An 18,076-nucleotide genomic window follows, 5' to 3' on the forward strand; every position below is an offset into this window, starting at 1 on the left:
GAGCCCCCGCCCTCGCCCCGCGGGGCTACTTGCCGCCCACGGCCTGCTTCACCAGGGTCCGCCCGAAGTCCCACATCAGGCCGCTCCCCCGGTGCGCGTCGTCCATCACCTCGGTGAACGCGGCCATGAAGCGCTCCACCTCCCGTTCGGTGATGATCAGCGGCGGGATGAGTTTGATGACCTCCAGGTGGTCGCCGGAGACCTGGGTGAGGATCCGGTGCCGCTGGAGCAGCGGGACCACCACCATCTGCGCGAACAGCCCCTTGCGGGCCGCCTGCAGCGCCGTCCATCCGGTCCGCAGCTTGAGCGACTTCGGCCGGCCGAACTCGATGCCGATCATCAGCCCGCGCCCGCGCACCTCGGCCAGCAGCTCGTACTTCTCCACCAGCGCGGTCAGCTGCTCCCGGAACAGGTCCCCGACCCGGCGCGCGTTGGCCACCACCTGCTCGTCCCGCATCACCTGCAGGGTGGCCAGCCCGGCCGCCATCGCCTGCGCGTTGGAGCCGAACGAGGCCGAGTGCACCAGCACCCGGTCCATCGAGGAGTACACCTTCTCGAAGATCCACCCCTTGCCGAGGGTGGCGCCGACCGGCACGTACCCGCCGGAGAGCGCCTTGGCGGCGCACACCAGGTCGGGCAGCACGCCCTCCTCGTGCTGGTACGCGAAGAAGTCGCCGGTGCGGCCGATCCCGGTCTGCACCTCGTCGCAGATCAGCAGGGCCTTGTGCTCGTGCAGCAGGTCCTGGGCGGCCCGCAGCCAGCCGGGCGGGGCCGCGTGCACGCCCTTGCCCTGGACCGGCTCCACGATCAGCGCGGCGACGTCGCCCCGGCGCAGCTCTCGGGCCAGCGCGCCGAGGTCGCCGAGCGGGATCGCGGTGTCCGGCAGCAGCGGCTCGAAGCCCTTGCGGAAGCCCTGCTCGCCGTTGACCGACAGTGAGCCGGCGGTCAGTCCGTGGAAGGCGTGGTCGCAGTAGAGCACCCGCTTGCGGCCGGTCGCGTACCGGGCGAACTTCAGCGCGGTCTCGACCGCCTCGGTACCGCTGTTGCCGAAGAACACCCGGTCCAGGCCGGGCGCGTACGACAGCAGCTGCTCGGCGAGCAGGCCGGGCAGCGGGGAGCAGTCGAAGCGGGTCAGGTCGGGCAGGCCGAGGTCGATCACCTGGTGGAGGGCGTCGCGGACCACCGGGTGGTGCCGGCCGAGGGCGAAGATGCCGAACCCGGCCAGCATGTCCAGGTAGGAGTTGCCGTCGGCGTCGTAGAAGTACGGGCCCTCGGCGCGTTCGTAGTACCGGTCGAAGCCGATGGTGTGCAGCATCCGGGGCAGCTGCGGGTTGAGGTACTCGGCCTGCAGCCGGTAGCGCTCGGCGCCGCGTTCGGCGATCAGGGCGGCGAGGTCGACGGGGCGGGCGGGGCGGTCAGCCGGCATGGTGCGGGTTCGCTCCTCGGATCGGCAGCAGGCGCTTGGCGAAGGCGGCGGTCTGGGCGGCGACGCCGGTGCCGGTGAGGCCGATCTCCTCGAGGATCTCGCCGCGGCCGGCGTGGTTCAGGAACTCCTGCGGGATGCCGAGCTCGCGCAGCGGGGTGTCGACGCCGCCGTCGCGCAGGGCCTGGGCGACCGCGGTGCCGACCCCGCCGGCCCGGCCGTTGTCCTCGACGGTGACCACCATCCGGTGGGCGGCGGCGAGCGCGACCAGGTCCGGGTCGACCGGTTTGACCCAGCGCGGGTCGACCACGGTGGCGGTGAACCCCTCGGCGGCGAGCAGCGCGGCCGCGTCCAGGCAGGCGGGGGCCATCGCGCCCACGGCGACCAGCAGGACGTCCGGGTTGGGGCCGGTCCGCGCCAGCACGTCGACCCCGCCGATCCGCTCGATCGCGGGCACCGCCGGGCCGAGGTCGCCCTTGGGGAAGCGCAGCACGGTGGGCGCGTCGGAGACCGCGACGGCCTCGCGCAGCTGGGCGCGCAGCTGTTCGGCGTCGCGCGGGGCGGCCAGCCGCAGTCCGGGCACGACCTGGAGGATCGACATGTCCCACATGCCGTTGTGGGAGGCGCCGTCGTTGCCGGTGACCCCGGCGCGGTCGAGCACGAAGGTGACGCCCAGGCGGTGCAGCGCGACGTCCATCAGGACCTGGTCGAAGGCCCGGTTGAGGAAGGTCGCGTAGACCGCGACCACCGGGTGCAGCCCGCCGGTGGCCAGGCCCGCGGCGCTGGCGACGGCGTGCTGCTCGGCGATGCCGACGTCGAAGGTCCGCTCGGGGTAGGCGGCGGCGAACTTGGCGAGGCCGACCGGCTGGAGCATCGCCGCGGTGATCGCCACCACGTCCGGGTACTCGGCGCCCAGCGCCAGCAGTTCGGAGCCGAACACCGAGGTCCAGGAGGTCCCGGCGGACGGCGAGATGGGCAGGCAGGTGTACGGGTCGATCGGGTTGACCGCGTGGAAGCGGTCGGCCTCGTCCTGCTCGGCCGGGCGGTAGCCGCGGCCCTTGACGGTCAGGCAGTGCACGATCACCGGGCCGCCGTAGTGCCGGGCCTGGCGCAGCGCCTGCTCGACGGCGCCGATGTCGTGGCCGTCGATCGGGCCGAGGTACTTCAGGCCGAGGTCCTCGAACAGGCCCTGCGGGGCGAAGGCGTCCTTGAAGCCCTTCTTGGCGCCGTGCAGCGCGTCGAAGATCGGCTGGCCGACCAGCGGGGTGCGCTGCAGGGCCTCCTTGCCGCGGGCCAGGAAGCGTTCGTAGCCCTGGGTGGTGCGCAGGGTGGCGAGGTGGTGGGCGAGGCCGCCGACGGTGCGGGCGTAGGAGCGCTCGTTGTCGTTGACGACGATGACCAGCGGGCGGTCCTTGGCGTCGGCGATGTTGTTGAGCGCCTCCCAGGCCATCCCGCCGGTGAGTGCGCCGTCGCCGATCACCGCGACGGTCCGGCGGTCCTCGCGGCCGAGCAGCTGGTTGGCCTTGGCGATGCCGTCGGCGTAGCCGAGTGCGGTGGAGGCGTGCGAGTTCTCGATCAGGTCGTGCTCGGACTCGGTGCGCGAGGGGTAGCCGGACAGGCCGTCCCGGCCGCGCAGCCGGGTGAAGTCCTGGCGGCCGGTGAGCAGCTTGTGGACGTAGGCCTGGTGGCCGGTGTCGAACAGGATCCGGTCGTGCGGCGAGTCGAAGACCCGGTGCAGTGCGATGGTCAGCTCGACCACGCCGAGGTTGGGGCCGAGGTGGCCGCCGGTGCGGGTGACAGCGTCGATCAGGAAGTCGCGGATCTCGTCGGCCAGCAGCGGGAGGTCCTCGGCCGCCAGCCGTCTGAGGTCGGCGGGCCCCTTGATGGTGGGCAGAAGTGACATGGCTTCACCTCGCGGCTCGTTCAAAGCGATGACTGTCGGTGTCCAGCCTGCGGCCGCGGCGGGCCGCTCGCCTGTTTTCCCCGGGCCGCCGCACCGGGCGGCCCGGGGAAGGGGCCGGTCAGCCTCCCCGGTTGGCGGAGATCGTCTCGCGGGCGGCGCGCAGCGACTCCTTGAGCGATCCCATGGTGGCGAGGACGGCGGTGGGCTCGTAGCCGCAGTGCGCCATGCAGTTGTCGCAGCGCGGGTCCTTGCCGCGGCCGTACTTGGCCCAGTCGGTCTTCTCGATCAGTTCGCGGTAGGTGGGGACGTAGCCGTCGGCCATCAGGTAGCAGGGGCGCTGCCAGCCGAACAGCGAGTAGTTGGGGATGCCCCAGGCGGTGCACTCGAAGTCGACCTTGCCTTCCAGGAAGTCCAGGAAGAGCGGGCTGTGGTTGAGCCGCCAGCGCAGCCGGTTGCCGCCGGCGAAGGCCTTGCGGAAGAGCTCCCTGGTCTGCTCGACGCCGAGGAAGTGCTCCTGGTCGGGGGCCTTCTCGTAGGCGTACGCCGGGGAGATCATCATCTCGTCGACGTGCAGTTCGTCGTTGAGGTAGTCCAGCACCTCGATGATGGTCTGCGGGGTGTCGGTGTTGAAGAACGTCGAGTTGGTGGTGACCCGGAAGCCGCGCCGCTTGGCCTCCTTGATCGCCTCCACCGCCTCGTCGAAGGTGCCCTCCTTGGCCACCGACGCATCGTGCCGCTCGCGCAGCCCGTCGATGTGGACGGTGAAGGTGAAGTACGGCGAGGGGGTGAACTTGTCGAGCTTCTTGCGCATCAGCAGGGCGTTGGTGCACAGGAAGACGTACTTGCGGCGGGCCACCAGCTGGCGGACGATCTCGTCGATCTGCGGGTGCATCAGCGGTTCGCCGCCCGCGATGGAGACCATCGGGGCGCCCGACTCCAGCACCGCGCCGACCGCCTGGGCGACCGGCATCCGCTGCTTGAGCACCCCGGCCGGGTGCTGGATCTTGCCGCAGCCCTCGCAGGCCAGGTTGCAGGCGTAGAGCGGTTCCAGCTCCACGATCAGCGGGAACTTGTCCCGCCGCTTGATCTTCTGCTGCATGAGGTAGGTGCCGACCCGGATGGTCTGACGCAGCGGCATGGCCATGACTAGCTCGCCTCCTGAGGGAGCGTCGAGGGCTGTGGGTGGGGCTGGTGGGGGGCAGGGGCGGACGGCGGGACGGCGACGGTGTGCCGGTGCCAGGCGGTCAGCGCCGGTACGGCCGCGCGCAGCGACCGCCAGGCGCGCACCCCGGCCGGCAGGGTGCCGGGGCGGATCAGCTCGCGCTCGGGGGTGTCGACCACGATCCTCAGCACCGCGGTCGGCAGGCCGGGCCGCCGCTCGGCCCGGGCGGCCAGGACCGCGGCGGCCTCCATGTCGACGGCCAGCGCGCCGGAGGCGTGCAGCGCGGCCCGCTCGGCGCCGCGCACCACGTGGTCGGCGGTGTGGTGCAGGCCGGTGTGGGCGGCCAGGCCGCGCGAACGCAGGGCCTCGGCCAGGACGGGGGCGGAGTCCAGCTCGAACCGGCGGCCCTCGCCGTCCCGGACGGCGTCCGCGACGATCACCTCGCCGGGCCGGACCCCGGGGGCCACCGAGGCGCCGAACCCGGCCACCACCAGCGCGCCGTAGCCGTCGTCCGCGAGCAGCCGGGCCACGCTGCGGCCGGCCCGGCGGCGGCCCATGCCGGTCCGGGCGAGCACCGGCGGCTCGGTGGCGCCGGTCCAGTCGCCGCCGCGCAGCGCCCAGAGTTCCGGGCCTAGCGCGCACAGCACCAGCAGCGGGCCTGCCGTCATCGTCCGCCTCCGCCCAGGGGGGTGCCGTTCACGTACCGGCCGAGCGCGGTCACCGGGAAGACCAGCCGGTACAGGTGGTAGTTGATGGAGAAGTCCCAGGGGAACCCCGTCCCGGTGAACTGCGGTTCGTCCCAGGTGCCCTCGGGCAGCTGGGTGTCCACCAGCCAGCGCACCCCGCGCTCGACGGCGGCGCCGTCCCCGGCCGCGGACCCGCCGGGGCCCTCGCCCGCCGCCAGCAGCGCCATCAGCGCCCAGGCGGTCTGCGAGGCGGTGGACTCGCCGCGCCCGGCCCAGCTGCCCGGGTCCTCGTACGAGCGCATGTCCTCGCCCCAGCCGCCGTCGGGGTTCTGCCGCTCCTTCAGCCAGGCCACCGCGCGGCGCACCGCCGGGTGGCCGGGCGCGGTGCCGGCCGCGACCAGGGCGGGCACCACCGAGCCGGTGCCGTACACGTAGTTGGTGCCCCAGCGGCCGAACCAGGAACCGTCGGCCTCCTGGTTGGCCAGCAGCCAGGCGACGCCGCGGCGGGTGCGCGGGTCGTGGGCGAGGCCAACCTCGGCGAGCATCTCCACCACATGGGCGGTGACGTCGGCGGACGGCGGGTCGATCACCTCGCCGAAGTCGCAGAACGGCAGCCGGTTGGGGAGCCGGCTGGTGTTGTCGACGTCGAAGGCGCCCCAGGCGCCGTTCTTGGACTGCATGCCGAGGTTCCAGCGGACCCCGCGGTGCACCGCGCCGGCCAGCCGTTCACCGTCCGGGTGGGCGATCCGGCGCAGCGCCAGCACCACCTCGGCGGTGTCGTCGATGTCCGGATAGGTGTCGTTGTGGAACTCGAAGGCCCACCCACCGGGGTCCAGCCGTGGACGTTTGACCGCCCAGTCACCCTTGACGGTGATCTCCTCGCCGAGCATCCAGTCGGCGGCGGCGACCAGCGCCGGGTGGTCGGCGGGCAGTCCGGCGTCGCGCAGCGCGATGGCGGCCAGGCAGGTGTCCCAGACCGGGGACTGGCAGGCCTCCATCCAGCGCCGCCCGTCGGGGGTGTGCACGGTGAAGCCGTCGAAGGAGGCCAGCCCGGCCTTCATCACCGGGTGGTCGAGCGGGTAGCCCAGCAGGTGCAGGGCGATCAGCGAGTAGACGGCGGGCGGCTGGATGCCGCCCCAGCAGCCGTCGGCCTCCTGCCGCTCCACGATCCACCGGCCGGCCCGGCTCAGGGCGAGGCGGCGCAGCGGGCGCAGCGCGTAGCGGTGGTAGACGTGCATCAGCCGGTCGAGCCGCTGGAAGAGGCCGTCCCAGCTGCGGGCGGGGGCGAGCGGCCGGGCCGGATGGGGGTCGGCCGGGTCGGTGTGCAGCTCGGTGAGGGCGAACGGGGCGGGCCGCACCGGGCGGCTGGCGGAGACCACCGTCAGCGGCACGATGGTCTGCCGGGCCCAGCAGCCGAAGTCGTAGATGTTCAGCGGTGCCCAGCTGGGCAGGAAGATCAGCTCGGGGGGCAGCTCGGGGAGTTCGTCCCAGGGCCACCAGCCGAACAGGGCGAGCCAGATCCGGGTGAAGACCCGGGTGGCGGCGATGCCGCCGCGGGCGCGGACGAACTCGGCGGCCGCCCGCATGTGCCCGGCCTCGGGCGGGTCGCCGGCCAGCCGCAGCGCCACGTACGCCTCGACCGTGGCGGACAGCTCGGGCGGGCCGCCGTGGAAGGTGGCCCAGGTGCCGTCCTCGCGCTGCTGGGAGCGGATCCAGGCGGCACTGGCCGCGGTCTGCTCCTCGGTGCGGATGCCCAGGAACTGTCGCAGTAACAGGTCCTCGGCGTCCATGGTGACGTTGGTCTCCAGGTCGCCCTTCCACCAGCCCTCGGTGCTCTGCAGCGAGAGCAGGTGGGTGGTGGCCCGGGCCAGTGCGGCCGCGGCGGGTGAAGAATCGTTTGGCCCGGTCGGGACCTGGGCCCGGCGCTGGCCGGGTCCGTCGGGCACCGGCGGGCGGGTGCCCACCGCGGCCGGCTCGGGATCGTACTCGGGGTCGAGCCGGCCGCCCGCGGTTGCTGTCACCTTGACGTCACCTCTCTCGTACCACCACGAATTCGGCGAGTGCCACGAAGTGCTCGCGCACCGTGCGGTCCATCGGCACCTCGTCCAGAGCGGCGAGGGCGGTCTCGTACTGGCGGCGGGCCTCGTCCTGGGTCCAGGCGCGGCCGCCGGCCTGCTCGATCAGGGCGGCGCGGGCGGCGAGCTGCGGCTCGCTCTCCTCGCCCCGGCCCTTGGGGTCGGCCAGCTGCTCGGCCAGCAGCCGGGAGGCCTCGCCGCCGTCGGCCAGCGCGGCGGCCACCGGCAGCGACTTCTTGCGCTGGCGCAGGTCGCCCCAGTGCGGCTTGCCGGTGACCTCGGTGGCGCCCCAGATGCCGAGCAGGTCGTCCACCGCCTGGAAGGCCAGGCCCAGGTGGTGGCCGTAGCGCTGGAGCGCGTCGGAGACCCGGTCGTCGGCGCCGGCCAGCACCGCGCCGACGGCGGCGGAGGCGGCCAGCAGCGCGCCGGTCTTGTTGCCCTCCATCTCCAGGCACTCCTCGACGGTGACCAGGTCACGGTGTTCGAAGGAGAGGTCCTGGGCCTGGCCGTCGATCAGCTTGCGGGTCGCGGTGGTGATCAGCCGGACGGCGCGGGCGGCGTCCGCGGCGGTCGCCTTCCCGCTGACGGCGGCGTCGAGCAGCACCTCGGTGCCGAGCGTGGCCAGCGCGTCGCCGACCAGGATCGCCTGGGCCGGGCCGAAGACCGTCCACGCCGTCGCCCGGTGCCGCCGGAACTCGTCACCGTCCATCAGATCATCATGGAGCAGGGAAAAGTTGTGCACCATCTCAACGGCGACGCCGCCGGGCACCCCGTGCTCGGCGGGGGCCCCGGCCGCCTCGGCCGACAGCAGCGCCAGGGCGGGGCGGACGGCCTTGCCGCCGTCCCCCGCGGCCGGCTTGCCGTCCCGGTCGATCCAGCCGAAGTGGTACGCCGCGACGGTGTCCATCGGTGCGGCCAAACGGGCGATGGCCGAGCGCAGCGGCGGGGTGCACAGGCTCCGGCCGCGGGCCAGCAGCTCCACCACCGACGAGGTGTCCTTGTCCGGTGCGGCCCCCGCGGCCCGAGCCATCGAGCCGGTGCGTGCCTCCACGTGCGTTCCCTCTTCCTGCGTGTTCCCGGCCGTGGGGGACGGCCGGTCCGGTGCGATGTCGGTGGTGGTGGGGCGGGCCGTCATCGCGGCCACCGCCCGTCGCCGCGGTCGACCGGGACCCGCGCCGCGGCGCCGGACCGGGTCAGCGCGGCGTCGGCCGCGGCGTGGCCGCTGCGGACCGCGCTCTCCATGGTCGCGGGCCAGCCGGTGGCGGTCCACGAACCGGCCAGCAGCACGCCGGGCACCGCCGTCCGGGCCGCCGGGCGCAGCGCCGCGGTGCCGGGCGCCGGGTCGAACGTGGCGGTGCGCTCGCGGGTGACGAAGAAGTCCAGCACCCGGGCGCCGCGGGCGGCCGGCAGCAGCCGCTCCAGCTCCGGCAGGTAGCGCTCGCGCAGCTCGGCGACCGGCAGGTCGATCTCGGCCTCGACGGCCGACTGGGAGAGTGCGAGGTACTGGGCGCCGGGTACGTCGAGGCCGGAGTGCGCCGTCCGGTCGAACACCCACTGCACCGGGGAGCCCAGTGCGGCGAAGAACGGCCGCCGCAGCAGCTTGCGGTCGTAGACCACGTGCACGTTGAGGATGGGCGCGTGGCCGAGCTGCCCGAGGCGCTGCTCGATCGCCCCCGGCGGCAGCAGGGCGGCGGCCGACTCCTGGGCCCCGGCCAGCACCACGGTGTCGGCGGTGAGCAGCTCGCCGCCCTCGAGGCGGACCGCGTGCTGGTCGGCGGGCTTGAGCTCGGCGGCGCGGGTCCGCAGCAGCACCCGGACGCCGGCGCGCTCGAGCTCGGCGAGCGCCGCGTCGTGGTGGATCACGCCGAGCGGGACGTTGGCCGTCCCGATGTCGGAGGCGCCCGGGTCGGAGAGCAGGCCGGTCTTGAAGACCATCGCGGCCAGCGCCAGCGAGGTCCGGTCGGCGGTGGCGTTCAGCGTGGCCACGCCGACCAGGTCCCAGAGCGCGGCCAGGGTGGCCGGGGTCTGGCCGTGCCGGCGCAGCCAGTCGCCGAACGAGAGCCGGTCCAGGGCCGGGTCGGTGAGGTCGAGCGCCCGGAGCGCGAGCGCCCCCCGCACCACCCGCAGCCGGTCGGCCGGGGACAGGTGGGGGTAGCCCGCCAGGCTGGCGGCGAGGTGCAGCGGGACCGGCAGGCCGGCCCGGCGCAGCCGCCCGAGGGTGCGGGAGCCGTCCGGACCGAGACCGAGCACCGGGACGTCCAGCCGGGGCTGGAGATCCACCAGACGGCCCGCGCCCAGCCGGTCGACCAGGCCGCGGTAGGCGGTGCAGCAGCGCAGGAAGACGTGCTGGCCGTTGTCGACGGTCAGGTCGCCGCGGCGGAAGGAGAAGGCCAGGCCCCCGAGGCGGGGGCGGGCCTCCAGCAGGGTGACCCGCTGCCCGGCCTCGGCCAGCCGCAGCGCGGCGGTGATGCCCGCCAGGCCGCCGCCGACCACCACGGCGGTGGGCCGGTGGACCGCAGCTCGTGCCGACATCAGCCTCTCCCCCCGTCGTTGTGGTCCTTCCGTCGCCCGGCGGTGGACAACGCTCTCCCAGGCATGCGTGGTTCCCTGCTGACACAGCGTGACATAACTGGCGAGAGAATCAAGAACGCCCTCCGGCGAGCCCGGACAGTGCCACGTATGCCTTCTGCCATCCGGGCAGCGAGACCCGGCCGCGCAGCACCGACTCCGGCTCGGCGGCGATCCGTCCGAGCAGCCGGTGGTAGATGCCGGCCATCGCGGCGGTGCAGGCGCGGCTGCGGCGGTCGAGCAGCGGCAGCAGCCGCAGGCCCTCCTCGAAGGCCCGCTGGGCCCGCTCGGCCTCGAAGGCGACCAGGCCGGTGAAGTCGGCCCCTTCGGGCAGCACGGGCTGCCCGAAGCCCTGCTCGCAGCCGAACCGGGCCAGGTCCTCGGCGGGCAGGTAGGTGCGGCCGTTGGCGGCGTCCTCGCGCAGGTCGCGCAGGATGTTGGTGAGCTGCAGCGCGAGGCCCAGGGTGTCGGCGTACCGCTCGCCGAGGGCCGGGTCCTCGCAGCCGTACACGCCGAGCGAGAGGCGGCCGATCGAGCCGGCCACGCAGCGGCAGTAGACCTTGAGGTCCTCGAAGGTCTGGTACTCGACGCCCTTGAGGTCCATCTCGACGCCGTCGATCAGCTCGTCGAAGCCGCCGAGCGGGATCGGGAAGCGCCGGGCGGCGTCCGCGAGCGCGACCTTGATCGGGTCGGTGTCCTCCTCGGACACCGACCCGGCCCTGATCTGGTCGAGCAGCGCCCGGGTCTGCCCGAGCTGCTCGGTCTTGCGGTCGGGTGGCAGTTCGCCGTCCCCGATGTCGTCGACCCGCCGGGCCAGCGCGTACAGCGCCGACATGGCGAGCCGCTTGGACTCGGGCAGCAGCCGGATGCCGTAGCTGAAGTTGCGGGCCTGCAGCGCGGTGACCGCCTCGCAGTACCGGTAGGCCGCCATGACCGGCGCCGACGCCAGTGGTGATGCCCCCACTCGGGCGCTCACCTTCCCTTCGCGAAGAGTGCCGCCGCCTTCACTGCGAGGCGGCGCTTGTCCGGCTTGGCCTGGATGGCCAGTACGTCGTACCCGGCGGCCTCGATGGCCGCCAGGGCCGCGTACCCTCCGGCGGTGAATCCCGCCAGCAGCAGTCGGAGCCTTCCTCGAACCGTACCTACCAGCGGTGACCCGTGGTCGAGCAGGGTCCGGGCCCGGGCCGCCTCGAAGGCGATCAGCTCGCGGACCCGCGGCCCGGCGGTGGGGGCGGCGAGGTCGGCCTCGGTGACCCGGAAGCGGGCCATGTCCTCGGCGGGCAGGTAGATCCGGCCGCGGCCGAGGTCCTCGGCCACGTCCTGGAGGTGCTCGACGATCTGGAGCGCCGTGCAGATCTGGTCCGAGCGGGTGATCCGCTCGGGCGTGGAGCGTCCGGCGATGGCCAGCACCAGGCGGCCGACCGGATCGGCGGAGAGCGTGCAGTAGTCGAGCAGGTCCTGGTACCGGGGGTAGCGGGTGACCCGCTGGTCCACCCGGTTGGCCTCGATCAGCCGGCGGAACGGCTCGGGGGTCAGGCCGTGCCGGTCCACCAGCGGCACCAGGGCGCGCATCAGCGGGTGGCGCGGCCCCTCGGCGGCGGGGCGGGCGGGGTCCGGGGCCAGCGCGCTCTCGAAGGCGCGGTCGAGGTCGCGCTCCAGGCCGTCCAGCAGGGCGGGCCGGAAGCCGGGGTCCTGGGGAGCGCTCTCCACGCCCAGCAGGCGGGCCACCCCGGCCGGATCGGCGAGGTCGCCGTCGCCGGCGTCGTCGATCAGGCGGGCGAAGCCGTAGACCGCCATCAGGTCGGTGCGCCAGGCGGCGGGCAGGAACACCGGGGCGACCGGGAAGTTCTCCAGGTCCGCCTTGCCGAGGGTGCCGTCGGCCGGCGTGCCGCCGCCCAGGGGGCCGCTACCCGCCCCACCATCAGTCGGGTTATCTGATTTAGCTGAAGCCGCCACTGCCGTCACTCCCCCGTTGTACACCGGCCGACCCTCCGGGTCCGCCTCGGACACGCCTCGCGGACCTACTCGGGGCAGCTCCCCGGCCAGGTCCCAGCCTTGCAGCCTCCCGCCGTCCGGGGGAAGACCGCCGGTACACGACGCAGGGCCGGTCCGGGGAAGCCCCGGCACCGGCCCCGCAGGTCGGGCCCGCCCGCTCAGGGGCGCTCGCCCCGCTCGTAGGCGGAGACGACGTCCTCGGTGAGGCCGTCCATGACCAGCTCGCCGTGCTCGATCCAGATGGTCCGCTCGCAGACCTCGCGGATCGAGTTGTTGTCGTGGCTGACCAGGAAGACCGTACCGGCCGCCTTGCGCAGCTCGTTGATCCGCTGCTTGCTGCGCTGCTGGAAGGCCTGGTCACCGGTGGCCAGCGCCTCGTCGATCAGCAGCACGTCGTGGGTCTTGGCCGCGGCGATGGAGAACCGCAGCCGGGCGCCCATGCCGGAGGAGTACGTGCGCATCGGCAGCGAGATGAAGTCGCCCTTCTCGTTGATGCCCGAGAAGTCGACGATCTCCTGGTACCGGTTGCGCACCTCCTCCTTGGTCATGCCCATCGCCAGGCAGCCGAGCACCACGTTGCGCTCGCCGGTGAGGTCGTTCATCAGCGCGGCGTTCACGCCCAGCAGCGAGGGCTGGCCGTTGGTGTAGATGCCGCCGCTCTCGGTCGGCAGCAGGCCCGCGATGGCCGCCAGCATGGTCGACTTGCCGGAGCCGTTCGACCCGATCAGGCCGATCGCCTCGCCCTTGTACGCGGTGAAGCTGATCCCGCGCACCGCGTGCACCTCGCGGATCGAGGGCGAGCGCTTCTTGCTGATGATCCGGCTCAGCGCCGAGGTGGCGCTGCCCTTGCCGGCGCCGGCGCCGTGCACCCGGTAGACGATGTGCACGTCGTCGACGACCACGGTGGGGACCCGGGCGCTGTCGTTCTGGGCGTCGCGCACGGCGCTCTCCAGGCTCTCGGTGGTTGCGGTGTCAGCCACGGCCGTACTCCTCCTCGGCCTTCCAGAAGAACACGTAGCCGACCACGAAGGTCACCACGGCCCAGGCGACGCCGAGCTCCCACTGGTGGTGCGGCAGGTTCTGGTGGTTCTTGGTCGCCGGGTCGTAGATCTCCGGGACCATGGCGTACCGGATCAGGTCCATGTAGACCGAGGCCGGGTTGATCGTCATGATCACCTGGATGTAGTGCGGCCAGTTGTCGATCCGGTCCTGGATGCTGTACATCACGCCGGACATGTACAGCCAGGCGCGCATCACGAACGGGATCAGCTGCGAGATGTCACTGGTCTTGGCGCCGATCCGGGCCATGATCAGGGCCAGGCCGGTGTTGAACGCGCTCTGCAGGATCAGCGCCGGGATCACCAGGATCCAGGTGCTGGTCGGCGGGATGCCGCTGCCCAGCACGATGGCGACCAGCACCACCATCGAGATCAGCAGCTGCTGGAGCTGGATCACGGTGAAGGCGATCGGCATCGAGGCACGGGGGAAGTGCAGCGCGCGGATCAGCCCGAGGTTGTCCGAGATCGCCCGGGTGCCGGCCTGCACCGCGCTCTGGGTGAACTGGAAGACGAAGACACCGATGCACAGCCAGGCGATGTAGTGCGGGATCCCCTTGTTGTTGAGGATCACGCCGAAGACGATGTAGAACACCAGGCAGTTCAGCAGGGGCGTGGCCACCTGCCAGACCTGGCCGAGCTTGGCCGTGGTGTACTGCGCGACCAGTCGGGCCGTGGCGAACGCCATGATGAAGTGGCGCCGGTTCCACAGCTGCCTGCTGTACGCGAACAGCCCGGGGCGGCGACCGCTGACCGTCAAGCCGTACTTGTCCGCCAGCTGCTTGGGGGTCAGGCCCGCGTCCGCCCCCCTCGGGGCTGAGAGGCTGACGGAATCACTCACTGTCGACACATTCGTCCTTTAGCGGGATCGATGGTCCGGTCCGCACCTGTATCGGCTGAGCAGGCGGGCCGGGGCCGGATCCGGGGGGATCACGGGGGGACAAGCCGGTCGGCAGAGGGGCTGCTGCCGACCACAGCGATCACATCATGCGATCAGATGATTGGCGGTCTGCCCAACCTGGTCAGTCGCCATACAGTACGCCATCGCATCGGACGGCGAGGACCGCAGGGCTCCCGCCAGCCGGCCAGGAAACCGCCCAGCCACGCCTTGACCGCGGCACCCGAGGGGCGGCGGGCCAGCGTGAGCAGGAACCAGGTTCCCAGGTAGAGAGGGACCAACGGCACCGGGAGGTTCCGTCGGGCCAGCCACACCCGGTTCCGGGCCACGTTGTGCAGGTACGTGGCGTGCCGGCCCGGGGAGGTCGTCGGGTGGTGCAGCACGATGTCCGCCCGGTAGTCGATCGACCAGCCGGCGTCCAGGGCGCGCCAGGCCAGGTCGGTCTCCTCGTGGGCGTAGAAGAAGTCCCCGGGCAGCTGCCCGGCCGTCCGGAACACCTCGCTGCGCACCGCGCTGGCGCCGCCCAGGAAGGTGGTCACCGGCGAGGACACCAGCGGGTCGCCGACGCGCAGCCGCGGGACGTGCCGGCGCTGGGTGACGCCGGTGTCCGGGTCGGCGATCCGGAACGAGACGATGCCCAGCCCCGGGTCGGCGGCGAAGGCCTGCCGGAGCAGCTCGGCCGAGTCCTGCCCGGGCAGCGAGCCGTCGTCGTCCAGGAAGAGCACCGCGTCGACGTCCCGGCCGTCCTCGCCGAACAGCTCGATGCCGACGTTGCGGCCGCCGGGGATGCCCAGGTTCTCGGGCAGCTCGGCGGTGCGGACGCCGTCCGGCAGCGGCGGCAGCGGGGCGCCGTTGCCGACCACCGCCAGTTCGACGGCCGGGCCGTGCTGGGCGCGCACCGAGTCGATCAGCGCGGTCAGCTCGGCCGGGCGGGTGCCCATGGTGATGATGACGGCACCCAGCTTGAAGCCCTCGGCGGCCTCGCCGGACCCGGTGGTCATCGCAGCCTGCTGGACAGGACGATGCTGAGCAGGTGCAGGACCGTCTGGAGCATGGCGATGGCGGCCAGCACGACCACCGCGAGGCGGGTGAAGAACAGCCCGCCGTGCACGGCGTCGGCGATCCCGGCCGCCAGGATGAACAGCGAGGCCTCGACCGCGCCGACCAGGCGGTGGAACTTCAGCAGCGAGGCCGCCCGGCGGGCCTTGGCCACGGTGGCGGAGCGCGGCACCGAGGCCTCGTCCTGCACCGCGGTCAGACCGCTGCGGGCGCGGGCCACGTCGACCAGGTCGGTCTCCGACTTGATCAGGATCGCGCCGAGCGCGGCCAGCGTGCCGAGGAAGGCCCACTGCCACTGCGAGGAGGAGCCCTCCTGGTGGAACAGGTCGGCGGCGCGCAGGCCGAGGCCGGTGAGCAGCGCGGCCTCGGACATGTAGTGGCCGACCCGGTCGAGGTAGACGCCGGTCAGCGAGGTCTGCCGGCGCCAGCGGGCCACCTCGCCGTCGACGCAGTCGAGCAGCAGGTAGATCTGGATCAGCAGCGCGCCGAGCACGGCCCCGGTGATCCCGGGCACCAGCAGCGCGGCGCCGGCCGCGATGCCGGTCAGCATCATCAGGTAGGTCAGGCCGTTGGGCGTGATCACCGTCATGGTGGACAGGACCCGGGTGATCCGCAGCGAGATCTTGCGCATGTAGAGGCGGCCGGCCCAGTGCTCGGCGCTCCGGCGCTGGAGCATGCCCTCCGGGTGGATGACGGCCCGCAGCTCCTCGATCGAGGGGCGGCGGGTGAGGTCGACCGGCGGACGCTCGGCCGGGGTCCCGGCGGGGCGGTCAGCTGTTGACGGCTTGGACATAGTCGGCGTACGCGTCCCTGATGTCTGATGGGGAGAGGTCGAGGTGCTCGAGGATGGTGAAACGACCCGGACGGGTGTTCGGAGCGTAGTGCACCGCTTCGGTGAACTCCGCCTCGGTGAAGCCGATCTCGTCCGCGGTCACCGGAAGGCCGTGGAACCGCAGGCGGTCCACGACCAGGCCGGTCAGCTCGCGCTCGCCCCGCAGGAAGCAGGCGAAGGCCGCACCGAGGCCCACCTGCTCGCCGTGCTGGGCGGACCGCTTGGGATACAGCACGTCCAGGGCGTGCGAGATCTCGTGGCAGGCCCCCGAGGACGGCCGGGTACTGCCAGCGATGTTCATCGCGATGCCGGACAGTACCAGGGCTTCCGCGAGCGCCGTCAGCAGGTCCTGGTCGGCCAGGCTGCCGGGGTGGCGCAGCAGGTTCTCACCGGCCGCGCGGGCCATCGCGACCGCCAGCCCGTCGACCGGCTCGCCGGTCACGGTGTGCGACAGCTCCCAGTCCGCGCAGGCCGAGATGTTGGAGATGACGTCGCCGATCCCGGAGGCCACGAACCGCGCCGGGGCCCGGCGGACCACGTCCAGGTCGACCACGATGCCGATCGGGCTGGGCACCCCGTACGAGCCGCGGCCGGCGTCGTTGTCGAGGGTCGAGACCGGGGAGCAGATGCCGTCGTGGGCCAGGTTGGTGGCGACCGCGACGACCGGCAGGCCGACCCGGGCCGCGGCGTACTTGGCCACGTCGATGATCTTGCCGCCGCCGAGGCCCACGATCGCGTCGTAGTGCCCGGCGCGCATCTGGTCGGCCAGCCGTACCGCGCTGTCCAGGGTGCCGTCCGGCACGTGGTACCAGTCGGCGCCCGGCAGCAGCGGCTCCAGCCGCTCCCGCAGGACCGCGCCGGAGCCGTTGCTGACCGCCACCGCTATCCGGCCGGAGGCCGACAGCCGCTGGTCGGCGAGGATCCCGCCGAGCGCGTCCAGGGCGTCCGGGCGGATCTCGACGAAGACCGGCGAGGGCACCAGTCGGGTCAGTACCGGCACGCGATCTCCCGCGCCTTCGCCAGGTCGTCGTGGTTGTCGACCTCGACCCAGGAGACCTCGCCGATCGGCTGGACGTCGATCCGCAGGCCGCGGTCGACCATCTCCTGGTAGCCGTCCTCGTAGTACAGCTGCGGGTCGCGCTCGAAGGTGGTGCGCAGCGCGTCGCTGAGGTCGGCGGCGGCGGCGGGGTTGATCACCGTGACGCCGATGTACTCACCGGTGGCCTCGGCGGGGTCCATCAGCTTGGTGATCCGGCGCATGCCGGCCGCCGGGTCGACGACGACCTTCATCTCCTCGTCGGCGAGCTTCTTCACGGTGTCCAGGGCGAGCAGGATGCCGGGGGCGGTGCCCTCCTTGATCCGCCGGTCGTTGCCGTCCAGCATGGTGCGCTGCACCGAGGCCGGGTGCACGGTGTCGCCGTTGGCGAGCAGCAGCCCCTCGCCGAACAGGTCCCGGGCGCACCACAGGGAGTAGGCGTTGTTCCACTCCTCGGCCTTGTCGTTCTCGACCAGGGTCAGCTTGACGCCGTACTTCTGCTCCAGGGCGTCCTTGCGGTCGTACACCGCCTCCTTGCGGTAGCCCACGACGATCGCGGCCTCGCGCAGGCCGACCTCGGCGAAGTTGCCGAGGGTGAGATCCAGGACGGTCCGCTCCCCGTCGACCGGCACCAGGGCCTTGGGCAGGGTGTCGGTGTACGGGCGGAGCCGGCGGCCCGCGCCGGCTGCCAGGACGAGGCCGATCATGCGGTGTCTCCTGTTTCGTCGTGTGCTGCTGTGACGCCGCGGGGCACCCGCACGTGGATGCCCGCGGCGCTGCGGTCGGCGCACCGGCCGCCGCGCACCCGGCGACCACGCACCCGGTCGCCGCGACGGGGGCGGCGGGCCCGGCCGTCCTGCCCGTCACCCCGCACCGGCCCCCGGGACGGCGCCCGGCCCCGCCCTCGGGGCGGTACACCGTGTCGTAGTGATGGTAGGCGACCACGGCGACCAGCCCGAACGCGGCCGCGGCGGACGGCGCGAAGCCGTACCGGCCGAGCGAAACCCCAGGTGAGGGGCCCGGTCCGTGTGGATCATCATCCCGGACGACCGGGGGCCGCGACAAGCGGCCGGGGGGCGCTTGCGGCGGCGGTCGCGGCGGCCGCGCACCGGCCCGGGCGGGACTCGTGAATCATCCGCGCACATCCGTCCGCATCCGCGCGACGGAATCGAGCGGACTTGCCAGAAGGTGAACGAACGGTCGACAAAATTGACCACTGGTCGAACAGTTTCACCATTCATCCATACCGGTACGGCCCGGTAAGCGCCCAGATGTGCGTCGGACCAGCACCGACGCTGGGCCATACGGCAGACTGGGGCCCCGACGCCCCCTGGTGCACCCCGGGCGACCCCGGGGACGCCGGCGGCGCAGCCGACCACCGGAC

Annotated in this window: 15 protein-coding genes and 1 pseudogene; all 16 read right to left on the reverse strand. The window is 73.0% G+C overall.

The window, feature by feature from the left end; all coding sequences use genetic code 11:
* Positions 1–25: 25 nt before the first annotated feature.
* Positions 26–1,426, reverse strand: coding sequence for an aspartate aminotransferase family protein (locus AC2TEW_RS08685; protein ID WP_484622765.1), 1,401 nt, complete (start codon positions 1,424–1,426; stop codon positions 26–28).
* Positions 1,416–3,326 carry a 1-deoxy-D-xylulose-5-phosphate synthase gene (gene dxs / locus AC2TEW_RS08690; RefSeq protein WP_484622766.1) on the reverse strand — a complete coding sequence of 637 codons (1,911 nt, stop codon included), beginning with the start codon at positions 3,324–3,326 and terminating at the stop codon, positions 1,416–1,418. Before dxs ends, AC2TEW_RS08685 begins: the two co-directional genes overlap by 11 nt.
* Positions 3,327–3,444: 118 nt before the next feature.
* Entirely contained in the window at positions 3,445–4,470 is a 1,026-nt protein-coding gene (gene hpnH, locus AC2TEW_RS08695) for an adenosyl-hopene transferase HpnH (RefSeq protein WP_484622767.1), read from the reverse strand.
* A gap of 2 nt (positions 4,471–4,472) precedes the next feature.
* The gene (locus tag AC2TEW_RS08700) at positions 4,473–5,156 is read right to left on the reverse strand and encodes a phosphorylase family protein (protein ID WP_484622768.1); all 684 of its coding nucleotides are present in this window, start codon (positions 5,154–5,156) and stop codon (positions 4,473–4,475) included.
* Positions 5,153–7,195 carry a squalene--hopene cyclase gene (gene shc, locus AC2TEW_RS08705; RefSeq protein WP_484622769.1) on the reverse strand — a complete coding sequence of 681 codons (2,043 nt, stop codon included), beginning with the start codon at positions 7,193–7,195 and terminating at the stop codon, positions 5,153–5,155. Before shc ends, AC2TEW_RS08700 begins: the two co-directional genes overlap by 4 nt.
* Positions 7,196–7,202: 7 nt before the next feature.
* On the reverse strand, positions 7,203–8,279 hold the full coding sequence (locus AC2TEW_RS08710) for a polyprenyl synthetase family protein (RefSeq protein ID WP_484623004.1): 1,077 nt from the start codon (positions 8,277–8,279) through the stop codon (positions 7,203–7,205).
* Between the two features lie 101 nt (positions 8,280–8,380).
* Positions 8,381–9,781 carry a hydroxysqualene dehydroxylase HpnE gene (hpnE, locus tag AC2TEW_RS08715; protein WP_484622770.1) on the reverse strand — a complete coding sequence of 467 codons (1,401 nt, stop codon included), beginning with the start codon at positions 9,779–9,781 and terminating at the stop codon, positions 8,381–8,383.
* A gap of 109 nt (positions 9,782–9,890) precedes the next feature.
* Positions 9,891–10,793, reverse strand: a complete 903-nt coding sequence (hpnD, locus tag AC2TEW_RS08720) for a presqualene diphosphate synthase HpnD (RefSeq protein WP_484622771.1) — start codon at positions 10,791–10,793, stop codon at positions 9,891–9,893.
* Positions 10,790–11,716, reverse strand: coding sequence for a squalene synthase HpnC (hpnC, locus tag AC2TEW_RS08725; RefSeq protein ID WP_484623005.1), 927 nt, complete (start codon positions 11,714–11,716; stop codon positions 10,790–10,792). The genes hpnD and hpnC overlap by 4 nt, the downstream gene beginning before the upstream one ends.
* Positions 11,717–11,970: 254 nt before the next feature.
* A complete protein-coding gene (locus AC2TEW_RS08730; protein ID WP_484623006.1) occupies positions 11,971–12,765 on the reverse strand; it encodes an ABC transporter ATP-binding protein in 795 nt (264 codons plus the stop codon).
* 19 nt (positions 12,766–12,784) lie between these two features.
* Positions 12,785–13,717: an ABC transporter permease gene (locus AC2TEW_RS08735; protein WP_484622772.1), complete on the reverse strand. Its 933-nt coding sequence runs from the start codon at positions 13,715–13,717 to the stop codon at positions 12,785–12,787.
* A gap of 143 nt (positions 13,718–13,860) precedes the next feature.
* Positions 13,861–14,766 (reverse strand): glycosyltransferase family 2 protein, encoded by a 906-nt coding sequence (locus AC2TEW_RS08740; protein WP_484622773.1) that lies wholly within the window; start codon positions 14,764–14,766, stop codon positions 13,861–13,863.
* Positions 14,763–15,500 carry a CDP-alcohol phosphatidyltransferase family protein gene (locus AC2TEW_RS08745; RefSeq protein ID WP_484623007.1) on the reverse strand — a complete coding sequence of 246 codons (738 nt, stop codon included), beginning with the start codon at positions 15,498–15,500 and terminating at the stop codon, positions 14,763–14,765. The genes AC2TEW_RS08740 and AC2TEW_RS08745 overlap by 4 nt, the downstream gene beginning before the upstream one ends.
* A gap of 94 nt (positions 15,501–15,594) precedes the next feature.
* The gene (locus tag AC2TEW_RS08750; protein ID WP_033824326.1) at positions 15,595–16,656 is read right to left on the reverse strand and encodes an iron-containing alcohol dehydrogenase family protein; all 1,062 of its coding nucleotides are present in this window, start codon (positions 16,654–16,656) and stop codon (positions 15,595–15,597) included.
* Positions 16,644–17,399 carry a phosphocholine cytidylyltransferase family protein gene (locus AC2TEW_RS08755; RefSeq protein WP_484622774.1) on the reverse strand — a complete coding sequence of 252 codons (756 nt, stop codon included), beginning with the start codon at positions 17,397–17,399 and terminating at the stop codon, positions 16,644–16,646. The genes AC2TEW_RS08750 and AC2TEW_RS08755 overlap by 13 nt, the downstream gene beginning before the upstream one ends.
* 142 nt (positions 17,400–17,541) lie before the next feature.
* Positions 17,542–17,757: pseudogene (locus tag AC2TEW_RS08760) on the reverse strand (DUF5941 domain-containing protein); the annotation flags it as partial.
* Between the last annotated feature and the right edge of the window lie 319 nt (positions 17,758–18,076).

It is taken from the genome of Kitasatospora sp. NEAU-CNBT7 (genome assembly GCF_057220535.1).